Raw genomic sequence first — 12223 nt, 5'->3', positions numbered from 1 at the left:
TTTTGATGTGCATCAAAGCTGGGTTCTTGGTAATGTGGGTTAAAGCGATATATAAGACTCCGTTCAATAGGAATACTGAAACGATAACGGTAAAACTGAAAGAAAAAATGATGAACAGTAATGAACCGATAACAACTGTCATCATTAAAGCGAACAACGATATGGGCAGACCCATTATAACGGCTCGCTTACGAATGTTTTTATAGACCTCGAACCTTTTCATTACACTACGATGCTAATTAGATAAGTAAAGATGCCCACGACTGCTCCTGCAATCAATACAAAGACCAATACACGGGTAATACCTTTTTTTAAATCGGCATTTTCGCCAAAGAAGTGTCCTGCATTGAATAGAAAGCCAATTAAGAATATAACGCCCAGAATAATAGGGAAAATGGTTCGGATAGTATCGGAAACATCGTTTACGGAATCTTCGATACCTCCAATTTGTGCAAAAGTCGTACTTGAAATAAGTAATGATAAGATGGTTACATAATGTGATTTTTTCATAATCAAGGTGATTTAAATTTTACGTCAATTTTGATATTTGAAAAATAGTGTATATTACAACGCAAATAACTGATAATCAGTAATTTGTGAATAAAATAAATTTTGACATCAATTGTTTTTATTTGATACGAATTGGTATCAAATTTTATGAAAATCGAGAAGTGCTATGTTAATAACTCTAAAATTTTGGAAGAGGATAAAGCCTAAAAACGTCAGTTTTGTGATTTTGATGCTACATTTCTGTGTGATTTTCGGTCAACAAAAAGTGATTATCATCGATCCTGGGCATGGTGGAAAAGATACTGGTGCAATTGGCACAAATAGTATTCAAGAAAAGGATGTTGTGCTTGATATTGCAAATGAGATTATAAGGCTAAATAAAACCCTTATAAATAACAAGTTTGACATTTACTCAACTAGATATAAGGACACTTTAATTTCCTTATCGGACAGAAGCCAATTAGCTGAAAGCTTAAAGGCTGATGTGTTTGTATCATTACATTGCAATGCTTCTAATACTTCTTCAAAAGGGATAGATGTTTATGTACATAATACCAATGACATAGAAGTGCTGATAAAAAAATCTATCGAAATGGGATTGTCCATTTTGAAAGAAAGCACCCAAAAATTAGGTTTTAAAAAACGAGCTGTCCGATTTTCAAATTTTCAAGTGCTACGAGAGAATACTACATATCGCCCTTCGATACTCGTTGAAATGGGCTTTGTTACGAATACTGATGAAGCGGATTATTTTTTAAAACCCAAAAATATAAGAGCTATGGCATTGGCCATTTTAATGGGATTGTGTAACTATTTTAATACTGGATTATGAAGGAAATACTTATTGAGATTGTGAAGAGTTTGAAAAAGCTCTTATCAGAACTAAAAAAAGAAATAAAAGATATTAATAGGTGGATTGTTAGTACTCGTAAATAGCATAACCCCTAAAAACCATCAATTCTGAATCAGGTCGTAAAAGTTATTTAAAATCACGTTTTTTAGTTTATCTGAATTATAATCCTTTTTTAAATGACAAATTTTATCTAGGATACTGTCAACCATTAATGGGGTGAATTTTTTTGAGCCTAATGATGTAAAAGGACCGTCCGTTTCTAATAGAATTTGATTAATAGGGATACTATCAATAATCTTCTGTCCGTTTTTAGATTTTGTCATTTGGTAGTTTATCGAAAAGTAATATCCACGGGATACCGCAATTTCAAGGTTTTTGATAGAGCCTGAGTACCAATGTAGAATAACTTTCCCAGGGAACGATTTGCCAAAAATATCCAGTAAATCATTTTCGGCTTTTCGACTATGAACCGTCAAAACCTTATCGCTAAAATTTGTGCATTCTGATATTATTTTCTCAAAAACTTGAACCTGTCTTTTATAATCTACAGGCGATTTGTTGTAATTGTCTAGTCCTATTTCTCCAATATATTTTGTCTTACTTAAAAGTGAAATGAACTTATCAATTTCCTGATGTCTTTCTCCAACTAATTCAGGATGCAATCCAAGAGCCGGTCTTATATACTTAGTGTTTTTTGTAATATTTTCTGTATAAAAATAAACTTTGGGGCTATTCGTTACTGCGATTGTGTAAACTTTAGATTTCTCTATTTGATTTACAATATCAATCGGATTGGACATCAAGTCCAGATGAAAATGAGTGTCATGATATTTCATTCTAAAAAATCTCTTACTTCATTCATTCCACGTTGATAAACATCTATATATTTATCTAATTCTTGCTTACTTTCAAACGGTAAAGGGCCAGAACTCAAAATATCAAACATTATGCTTCTTATTGGACGGTTTTCTAAACGCTTTAGAGATAGTTTGAATGCCCTTATGTCACTGCCAGAAACCAGTTTTTGTGAAGGAACATTTTGAGTTATATTGTGTACATATTCAGTTCCGGTAGTACCACTTTTCTTTTCTGCTGATTGTCTTATAATGCATGGTACACAATATCCACATTGAATTCCTGGTCTCATGCCTGAATACCTACTATTTTCTGAATGAGAGCAAGAAAGTGTTTCATGATTAAGTTTTTTTAGCAATTTTTGATTCTTGCATTCAACCATCATTTCGCCTTTGGTTTTCCATTGATATGGATTGTTAATTTTATTCTTTATCCCTAATTCGGAAATCACTTTTTTAAATGTAGATAGGTAGTATGGATGTGTAGTTCTTGTGCTATGACTACTAAGTCTAGTTCCAGTCAAAGGAACATTTAAAGAGATTAAGCCATTTTCGGGAATAATGAAGTCAATAGTTTCTTCTAATGTATTTGCCACTATTAGACCAAGGCACAAAAACAAAAAAGACCTAGCTCTAGAACTTTCTTCTTTTGAAGCTTTGGCATGCTGTTGATTTGGCTGCACATAAAATTGATAATTAGAGAAAGACTCATCGCCATATTTTTTTCTTAAATTTTCATACAGCATAGTTTGAGCACTTTTATCAGCTCCTCTTTTATAGTGACTAACAAAGGTTACCTTCTTTTTGTTTTCTAATAGGTCAATGGCTCCAATAAATGAGTCCATTCCACCAGAAAATAAAGCGACCTTTTCTATTTTATTAGGGTTGTGGTTTTTAATGAGTTTAATTTGTTTTCCTTCTGTAATTATGTTTTTTCTAAAGTAAATTTCCCATTTATCTCCACTTAAAAACGATAGTAATTTCTGCAAATCTTCTTTTGCATTTTCCCATTTGTCCAAAGAGGAAACAGGCATATATATTTTGAAGTGGCGACTCCATTCTTGAAAGCCATGAGCTTTTCTGGAAACCACTTGGTCAGTAGTGTAAATTCCGAGGGAAAGATGCAATAAATCTAAAACTTCATCTTTTGGTTCTATTTTTGCCAAACGTAATTCTTTGAAAATATTAGTTCCCAAAGCGGATGGGTCATTTCCTAATTGAACGGTGTTTAAAATATACTTTTCTTCTGAAGCAGACACTTTTACATCAAAAGTATCCTTCTCATTATTTTTTATTATTATGTGCCAAATACTCATTTTTCTAGTGTTGAATATGCGAGTTCAAATATGTCCTCTATTATTTTTTTTCCTTCTCCTTGAGCTAAATCTATTTTAGAAATATCAGCTTTTTTAAATCCGTTTTTTACTTCATCTCTTATAAAAAAACGCATTTCATTTTCCAATTTAATTGCTTCGCTTTCAGATAAATCATTTCTTTCAAGAGCAATTCCAGCTTCATAAACCCATTTCTTGAAGATATAAGCACTCACAAATTCAACTACGGTATCAGACAATGTTTCTGAGTTAATACTGTCTAGTGATTCTATATCTCTACCACTATCAAGGATTTTTTCATAGAGTCGGTCAAATGTTATCATTATGGCTGCACGTGCGATTGCTTCGTCATTAGTACTACCCGTTGGGGCAATTCTATCAGCAATTTTTGCAATAACTTCCTCACTAGATTTACCTATACAATCAGATAAGTCATATTTTTGTAAAGTTTCATTAAAGCCTTCTTTTGAAACTCCGCTCAAAAAACCAAGATAATTTCTACCAACGTTAATTCCAGCAATTGAAGATTTTGTGGCTGCCCTACTACCACCAGATGACTTTATATATGATTTAGCAAAAGTTTTAAAACTAGAACCGCTACCTCCATTAGAAATTCTTGTGAGTATACTTTTTGTGCCTGATAATTTTTGTGTTGGTACTGTTTCAGGTTTTGAATCTACTGTTTCATTTAAAGTGTCATCCGATTGCTGATTGTTTTTCTCGTCTGTTTCTGGGGCATTGTCAGAGTCAGTTGCCCAACTGGGTAGTAATGGTGTTTTTCCTTTTGGTCCAGTACCTGATGCAGAAGTTCCCATAATTTATTACAAGTTTTTTAATTTACGTTTGGCGATTCCTGCCAAACGCTTATTTGTTGAACTCTTACTCCAGTCTTTTATCATTTTATTAACTGTAGGTTCGTGCGAAGTATTTTCGGAAATTCCTTGAAGCCAAGTGGTAATACTAAGTGGTAAAACTTGGTGCGGTAATTTATCAATCAAACTTAATAATTGAGAGATTAGTTCATTTCTGACGTTACAAAAATCTATTAAACGTTTTATGGTTGGTGATTCCCCATTCTGTTCTCCTTCATTTTTCATTCTTTCTGCTAGAGATTCAAATATCGCTGATGAATCCCCATCGCTAAGAGACCTTACTTCTTTTAAGGCCAAGCTTCTGATAGTTTCAGAATCATTTAAGAGTTTTATAAATAATTCTTGAGCTTGAGAACTCATTCTTTGGATATTAGTCCCAGAAACGGATAATTTGTCTCTTGAATAATAAAAATAGGATTGTAAATTTACCTCGCTGACATTGGGTTCTGAAGATAGCCATTGTCTAATCCAAGAATCTTGTAAATAACTTTGAAATTCTACTGGCAGTTCATCTAATTTTTCATCATTATTTTCTAGTACTAACTCTTCCATCAATTTTAATTCGGTAATAATTCCTTGGTTCTTTGCTTGTTGTTGATAAAAACTTTTGAACGTTTCTGACTTGAAGTATTCCAAGAGCATTAGTTTTGCCAAAATACGTTTATCAAGATTTTCTCCTTTGGAATTGGCCATCTGGTGTCTTAACAAAAGAGTGTTTAAAAATCTTTTTGTCTGTCTGGGGTTACCATTAAGACCTACTGCCAGAACCGATACAAGTTGGGCAGAGAGAAGCAACGCTTCTTTTAGATTTTCGTTGACTTCAGTAACAAATTCATTCGCATTTTCTAATCTAAACGTAAAACCAAATTGGTCTTTATTTTTCTCTTCTAAAACACTTATCCTGATATGTTCAAATTCTCCGATGTCCGTATATAAATTAGTGAATAATAGATTGATGTAAGTTGTCAATTCTAGGTCACTAAGGGGTGGAATTCTTATTGGGTATTGAATTAGTTTTTCCAGATAATCACGTCCCACTTCAGTATTGTCTCCTGGTATTTCTGGAAACCTTCTTCTAACTGCATGTTTAATGAGTCGTTCATCCGCCCCAATTACAAAAGCAGTATTTTTCGCAAATAAGAATAATTTAATGGCTTCAAGTGTTCCAATGACTGTATCTGGTGAACACCTATCCAAATCATCAATTAACACTACTATTTTTTTTAAATTGGTTTCCTTAATTAATTCTTCAAATGCTAGATGGAATTCTTGAATGTCATTTTTAAGGATTTCGTCAGGGTCAGTATTTTCATTTTGCTTTTTTATATACTCTTCATAATCGGCATTGGACAACTTACTTAAGATGTCTGATGTAGTAGTTAAGGCAAGTCCTGCTGGCCCCATTAACATAAAACCAGCTCCATGCTTAACAGCAGATTGTCCAATTTTAAGTAAGTCTATTTTTTTTAGAAGTTTTGCTGCAATTTTTAATGCTTTATCCTGTGGTTTTCTTTTTTTGATTATTTCGTTAACTATCCTGCCCATCAAAACGGTTTTGGTATCTTCATACCCTTCAAATAACCATCCATTAAAGTTGATAATTAAAACATCTTTGTCCCCTAAATAGGTCTCTTCAACCATTCTCATAAGACTCGACTTTCCGCTTCCCCAATCGCCAAAAACACCAATACTACAAGGCAATAGATTGACATTGTTTACAATGCTTGTTACAGCATTTACAAGATGCTGATAGTCGATAAAATCAGAGTTTGTTTCGTTATCATTCCACATTTTTTGACGTTATTTTATTCAAAAAAAGCCAATGAAAACCCATTAGCTTTTTAAACATTAATATTTTAAGCGTAATCGCCTATAAATATACTGAAATGTCTTTTTAAATTCTTACGGTTTCCTACAAATTGTTAAAATTTTATTAAGAATATATCTTTACTTCTGGAAGTCAAAATTTTGGTCTTTTTTCGTAAATTAGGCCTAATTAGAGTGTTATAAACTCTAGTGCAAATAAAATGAGAGCAATTGCAATTTTCTTTTTGAACGTACTTCAAAATACTTTGGGGATGACTTTTGGATGGTTGTTTAAACCAAAAACCAAACGAAATTCATTTAAGGCCTTATCTGATGTTGAAAAGGTAAAATATCTTGAAAAAAGAAGGCAATACAAAGGCTATAAAAAACAATGGCTGTATTACAGGTGTAGAGAAGAAGGTTTATTAGAAACCTATTACAAATTGTTCGATACTGAAGTTGAGGGACAAGATTCTGGAACGAAATTTAGTTTCGGTAAATATAGAGGGGAATATGTTGAAGCTATTTGGGAATCTGATAAAGAGTATATCAATTGGCTTTCCCAACAAGAATGGTTGGCTCAATATTTGGATGAAAGCGATATGATACACGAACTACTTCTTTTAGAGGAAGAAAACCAAAATTAGATTTAATCCCTTTTATCACGACTGCTTTTATCAAAGGCAATTAAATTGAACAGTTGTCGCATCCTTGAACGTACCCTATTCCCATAACGTTCCTCCAGTTCTTTAGCATTGAGGTTTGTAGTTGCGTGTGTTTTAGTTTTATGACTTAAAAATAAATCATAACGTGAAAGTAAGATTTCGCCCATTACATTACAATCTTTTCCAAAATGCCTTCCAGTTGGTTCTACACCTAAATCATCAAAACAATAAAACCTCTTATCGCCATAATTTTCAATAATGGTGTAACCAATATTGTTAAATGCAAATGCAATGTTCCGTGTGGGTATAACTTCATACGATTTTTGATGTGGCACAATATGGCGTAACAGCTTCATTAAACTGGTCTTTCCGCAACCAACAGGACCGGAAAGTAAAATGCCTTTATTGATGTCGATATTCAATTTTTTGCAATTAGCTTCATCCCTGATAAAATAATTACAGAGCTTGAATACAATATCACGGTCTTCTTCAAAAATTTTGAATTTTTTGCCAAAAAGTAGTTTTCCTTTGGCATTGAGATAAATGAGCATTTTATCAAAATCATAAAGCATTTGATTGTCTTTCAGTTCTCCCAAGGTGTATTGAACGCTACCCTCGGTAATGATATGTGGTTTGTGGAGATTCATAAGGGTTCATTATAATTTTTGTTGGAACTCGTCTTTAGGTTGTCCGTATTTTGGCTAACTGCGACCATCGTTTTTTCTTGTTTGAGCTCGTCCGCTTTTAACATCCAGCTGCGAGCTGTGGCTTGCCAATTAACAATTTTTGTTTTGCCACCTACTTTCCAGCCGATACCTTGGTAATGGTTGTAAAATTTTTTGGCCTCCACTCCTGGCCAATTTTCCTTTTCAAAAAAATCAATGACTTCATTTTCATTTTTTGGTTGGTCAAGTTTAGTATCATTTGCTTTGTTTCTTCCTGTTTGTATATGTTTGTTTATAGATACCACCGCTTGTCCATTGCTTGTCCCGATATTGGTATCGTTTGGGTACAGAGCTTGTCCATCACTTGTCCCAAAATTGAACATCTTGATTCGGCTGCCTTTAAATGGATTATGTGAGGGTTCGTACAATAGGTAATTCCAATGATGTAGTTCTTTGATGCAGCGATGGTAGGTAGTTTTTGAACCAATCTTGGAAAACCGCATCGCTTCTTCTCGATTGACATAGAATTCCATAGGAAAGTGATAGTTGTTCCATAATTGAAACAATGCCACGTACAAACTTATGTGCGTGGGATTTAAACGGCTATCCTTTGAGAATTGTAAGAATACAGCGTTTAGGTGCTTAATGTAATTGACCTGCTCCAAAACGATTTAGAATTTGTTATGAACTTTATTATTTTCCATTACGCTAATTATTTCTTCGTAATCGTAATAGAGTACACCCCCTACTTTGGTGTAGGGCAATGTGCCATTAATTCTTAAATTCTGTAACGTGCCAGAAGAGATTCCCAAAAGCTTTTTTACTTCAGGGGATTTTAGCCACCTTTTGGTAATATGACCAGATTGGCTGTTAAGTAGTTCTTTAATATCATCGAGCAGTTCCATTTTGAATTCTCGAAGGTCGTCTGTGGTAATAATACTTGTGGGCATAATAGAACGGATTAAAAGTAAGGGACTACCGTTTTGCTTTCATCTAAAATGATAGCCCCTGACCTGATTTGACTTTCGTTCTACAAAATTGGGGTAGTTTGCTGGATTTTATTCACAAGTTAGGCCTACTTGGGTGTTTTTCTTCTCTCATTTTCAATGTAATACAATAGAGGGTTTTGGTACTTCTTCAGAAAAAATACCCTATCTAAAAACCACCAAATAAAATGAGATTTTCCATAAAACAAGAAACACCCAAGTTGAAGCATCTTGGGTGTCTTATTTTACGTTATCAGTATCATCCATCCGTTTGGTCAACTGCTTTTTTAGTATATCCAAGAATTTGGTTCTCCCATTTTTACGCATCCGTATTTCCAAAAAAGCCCTGTAATAATCGCCCAAGTCCACTTTAAACGTTTTTTCAACAAAATAGGCAATATCTTTAATGTCAACAGTACCATTATTTATGACATCTGTGCTGTGCAAAGCATATATCAGTTCAATTAAATATATTTTGTGGGCTGTCCAGGTAATTTTGGTTTTACTTTGTAACAATCTTAAACTTGCATAATTTCCATTATTTTCCAATTTATCAATTTCCCGTTTTAAGTGTACAATCAAAAGGTCGTAGGCTAAAATTGTGGCTACTGTACTATCGTGGCTTGTTGCAAATTGTTCATCTACAAAAAAGTGAAATGAATCCGGGAATAACCGAATATCTGCCTTGCCTCTCAAAAAATATTGTTCATCAAATACCGTGGCTTCCCTACGGTAATAATGGTAAAAATCGAGATTGTCGTTAAAATAAGTTTGAAGTTTTTCAATATAATTGTTCAAATATTTTACTTGAGATTTATTACTACCTCTTGGTCTTTTACCTTCAATATTAAATAGTTTTACATAATATATGAGTTTGCTATAAATTTTTGGTTTAGTACACTTAAAAAAAGATATTTCATCTAATTTGGTTTTAAATTCATAGTCAACTATGATACTTCTAACTTTCTTAAGGGTTTGCTTTGCAAGTTTAATCCCTTTTTCAGCTCTCACTAAAATATCTTCTTCTTCTATTTCAAGAATATTTAATTCATAGTCTAATTTTTTTAATATGTCCTCGTAATTTGTTGTCATTTATTTTCGGTATCATTATTACCATTTCATCATTTGCAATAACGTTGCATTCAAAATTATAAGTAACGTTAAATTGGGAAAGTTAAAACCAGTCAATTTATCCTTCACAACTCTTGAATATTTTATAGCTATGCTAAATATTTTCTTTAATATTTATCTATCAATTAAACAGATATAAAATACTTTAGGAACTGTAAGAACAGTACAAAGCAGATTAACAGGATAACAACGATTAGAATACCAATCCAAATTATTTTATCTTTTTTGGTAATGCTATTTTTTACAGACGGTACTTTAGTGTTTTTTTTATTTCGTCTATCTCGTCTATTTCGTCTATTTTCTAACATAGAATATCATTTTTGCTATGAACCAACCAACCAATCAACCACTTCCACTTCATCTGCTGTAACCCCAAAAACCACTTGGAACATTATATTCTCGTAGTTCATCAATGCTTATGAATATTCCCTTTTAGCACAAAATAGTATAATAGGAATGCGGTTATTACCACAAAGATTATTGCAAGAATCCCATTGAACTTATCTTTTTTTGTGATTTTGTTATTCGATGATTTACTAACCTTTTTATTTCTTTTATTTCTCTGTTTTTGATACATCTTTTTTGATTATTTCCACTTCATCTTCTGCAACCTAACTGCATTCAATATTGCTAACAAAGCCACACCAACATCCGCAAACACAGCCTCCCACATTGTCGCCAGGCCTCCTGCTCCCAAAACAAGTACCACAGCTTTTACTCCAAAAGCAAGCGCAATATTTTGATATACAATACGTCTGGTTGAACGACCAATTTTAATTGCTTTTGCAATTTTGCTCGGTTGGTCTGTTTGGATGATAACGTCTGCCGTTTCTATCGCTACATCACTTCCCAAGCCGCCCATTGCGATACCAACATCGCTTACTGCCAATACTGGGGCATCGTTGATGCCATCGCCAATGAAAGCTACTCTTCCGTCATTTTCGGACATTAGTTTTTCGACTTCCTTCAATTTATCTTCTGGAAGCAATCCACCTTTTGCCCAATCTACACCCATTTCTTTGGCAACTTGTTGAGTAATGGAATCCTTATCGCCCGAAAGCATTATGATTTTTGAAATACCCGATTCCCGAATTTGATTAATGGCTTCGTGGGCATCATCCTTTAACTCGTCTGCAATGATTACATAGCCTGCAAATTTGCCTTCAATGGAAACCATCACGATAGATTCTACAATGTTGTCGGTTTCAGATGGAACTTCGATATTGTTTGAAATCATCAATGGTTTATTCCCAACCAATACGGTTTTGCCGTTTACTGTTCCCTTTAAGCCTTTTCCTGCTACTTCACTTACTTCGGAAGCTTGAAAATCTTCGCCATCGGCTTTATAATCCATAATTGCCTTGGCAATGGGATGGGTAGATTGTTCTTCCATCGCCATTAGGTATTTCATAAATTCAGGTTCTTTCCAGCCAATGGCTTTTATTTCTTTGATTTTAAAAACACCTTTGGTTACAGTTCCTGTTTTGTCCATAACAACGGTATTAACCTTCGTCATTTCATCCAAATAAGATGCGCCTTTGAACAAAATCCCGTTTTTTGAAGCTGCTCCCAATCCACCAAAATAGCCCAACGGAATAGAGATAACCAAAGCACACGGACAGGAAATAACCAAGAAAATCAATGCTCTATACAACCAATCGCTAAAAACATAATCGTCCACAAAAAAGTAAGGTAGAAATGTCAAGGCAATTGCCAAGAATACCACGATAGGCGTATAGATTTTTGCAAACTTTCTAATGAACAATTCGGTCTTTGATTTCCGTGCGGTGGCGTTTTGCACCATATCCAAAATTCTTGCAATAGAACTATCCTTAAATTCTTTAGTAGTTTTTATTTCAATTACACCGTCCAAGTTTATGCTTCCAGCAAATACTTTTTCGCCTTTTGCAATGGTATCAGGTTTGCTTTCGCCCGTTAATGCTGCGGTATTGAACGAGCCTTTTTCGGACAATAAAATACCATCTAAAGGAATTTTTTCGCCCACACGTACTTGCACTTTTTCGCCAATAGCAACGGTTTCGGGATTTACAGAAACATAATTGTTGTCCCGATAAACCAAAGCTTCATTGGGTCTTACATCCAGTAATGCCTTGATGCTTCCTTTGGCTCTTTTAACCGCGGCACTTTGGAATAATTCGCCTACCGCATAAAACAACATTACTGCCACACCTTCCGGATATTCGCCAATGGCGAATGCACCTATGGTTGCGATGGACATCAATAGAAATTCGGTAAAGAAATCGCCATTTTTGATGCTGTTCCAACCTTCCTTTATCACAGGAAAACCTACAGGAAGGTATGCGACTGCATACCAGACGATACGTATCCAATCTTTAAAAAATGCTACGTCAAAATAATCCATCGCAATGCCAATAATCAGCATTACAAAGCTGAAAATTGCTGGTACATAAACTTTAAATTTCACTATGCTTTCTGCGCTGCTTTGGTTGTGGGCATCATTGCGCTTGTGAGTATCTGAAGAAGTTTTATTCAAATCTCTTAAATTGACTTTCTTTTTTTTCATTA

Annotated in this window: 12 protein-coding genes; 2 read left to right on the top strand and 10 right to left on the bottom strand. The window is 34.0% G+C overall.

What is annotated here, in order from left to right:
* Positions 1-222: 222 nt before the first annotated feature.
* Positions 223-510 (bottom strand): hypothetical protein, encoded by a 288-nt coding sequence (locus WA327_RS12035; protein ID WP_025743366.1) that lies wholly within the window; start codon positions 508-510, stop codon positions 223-225.
* A 166-nt stretch (positions 511-676) separates the two neighbouring features.
* On the opposite strand from WA327_RS12035, the gene WA327_RS12030 reads away from it, so the two are divergent.
* On the top strand, positions 677-1342 hold the full coding sequence (locus WA327_RS12030) for an N-acetylmuramoyl-L-alanine amidase (RefSeq protein ID WP_025743367.1): 666 nt from the start codon (positions 677-679) through the stop codon (positions 1340-1342).
* 122 nt (positions 1343-1464) lie between these two features.
* On the opposite strand, the gene qatD is transcribed toward WA327_RS12030, so the two are convergent.
* From qatD to WA327_RS12010, 4 genes are read right to left on the bottom strand one after another with little or no spacing between them, the layout of a single operon-like run.
* On the bottom strand, positions 1465-2199 hold the full coding sequence (qatD, locus tag WA327_RS12025; protein ID WP_025743368.1) for a Qat anti-phage system TatD family nuclease QatD: 735 nt from the start codon (positions 2197-2199) through the stop codon (positions 1465-1467).
* Positions 2196-3533, bottom strand: a complete 1338-nt coding sequence (qatC, locus tag WA327_RS12020) for a Qat anti-phage system QueC-like protein QatC (RefSeq protein WP_025743369.1) — start codon at positions 3531-3533, stop codon at positions 2196-2198. Before qatC ends, qatD begins: the two co-directional genes overlap by 4 nt.
* A complete protein-coding gene (qatB, locus tag WA327_RS12015; protein ID WP_025743370.1) occupies positions 3530-4366 on the bottom strand; it encodes a Qat anti-phage system associated protein QatB in 837 nt (278 codons plus the stop codon). Before qatB ends, qatC begins: the two co-directional genes overlap by 4 nt.
* Before the next feature lie 6 nt (positions 4367-4372).
* Positions 4373-6214, bottom strand: coding sequence for a P-loop NTPase fold protein (locus WA327_RS12010; protein ID WP_025743371.1), 1842 nt, complete (start codon positions 6212-6214; stop codon positions 4373-4375).
* A 236-nt stretch (positions 6215-6450) separates the two neighbouring features.
* Here WA327_RS12010 and WA327_RS12005 point away from each other — a divergent pair, with 236 nt between their 5' ends.
* Positions 6451-6876, top strand: a complete 426-nt coding sequence (locus WA327_RS12005; RefSeq protein WP_025743372.1) for a hypothetical protein — start codon at positions 6451-6453, stop codon at positions 6874-6876.
* A 2-nt stretch (positions 6877-6878) separates the two neighbouring features.
* Here WA327_RS12005 and WA327_RS12000 read toward each other — a convergent pair whose 3' ends face one another.
* The 5 genes from WA327_RS12000 to WA327_RS11980 all read right to left on the bottom strand — a co-directional run bounded on the left by WA327_RS12000 (position 6879) and on the right by WA327_RS11980 (position 12221).
* Positions 6879-7541 carry an ATPase gene (locus tag WA327_RS12000; RefSeq protein ID WP_299034375.1) on the bottom strand — a complete coding sequence of 221 codons (663 nt, stop codon included), beginning with the start codon at positions 7539-7541 and terminating at the stop codon, positions 6879-6881.
* Entirely contained in the window at positions 7538-8092 is a 555-nt protein-coding gene (locus tag WA327_RS11995) for a hypothetical protein (RefSeq protein WP_336070086.1), read from the bottom strand. Before WA327_RS11995 ends, WA327_RS12000 begins: the two co-directional genes overlap by 4 nt.
* A gap of 138 nt (positions 8093-8230) precedes the next feature.
* Positions 8231-8509: a helix-turn-helix domain-containing protein gene (locus tag WA327_RS11990; RefSeq protein ID WP_025743375.1), complete on the bottom strand. Its 279-nt coding sequence runs from the start codon at positions 8507-8509 to the stop codon at positions 8231-8233.
* A gap of 276 nt (positions 8510-8785) precedes the next feature.
* Positions 8786-9637: an RteC domain-containing protein gene (locus WA327_RS11985; RefSeq protein ID WP_336070083.1), complete on the bottom strand. Its 852-nt coding sequence runs from the start codon at positions 9635-9637 to the stop codon at positions 8786-8788.
* A 625-nt stretch (positions 9638-10262) separates the two neighbouring features.
* On the bottom strand, positions 10263-12221 hold the full coding sequence (locus WA327_RS11980) for a heavy metal translocating P-type ATPase (RefSeq protein WP_336070081.1): 1959 nt from the start codon (positions 12219-12221) through the stop codon (positions 10263-10265).
* Between the last annotated feature and the right edge of the window lie 2 nt (positions 12222-12223).

Source organism: Mesoflavibacter sp. CH_XMU1404-2, from assembly GCF_037029465.1.
GTDB lineage: Bacteria > Bacteroidota > Bacteroidia > Flavobacteriales > Flavobacteriaceae > Mesoflavibacter.
This window is presented reverse-complemented; position numbering and strand designations above follow the sequence as displayed.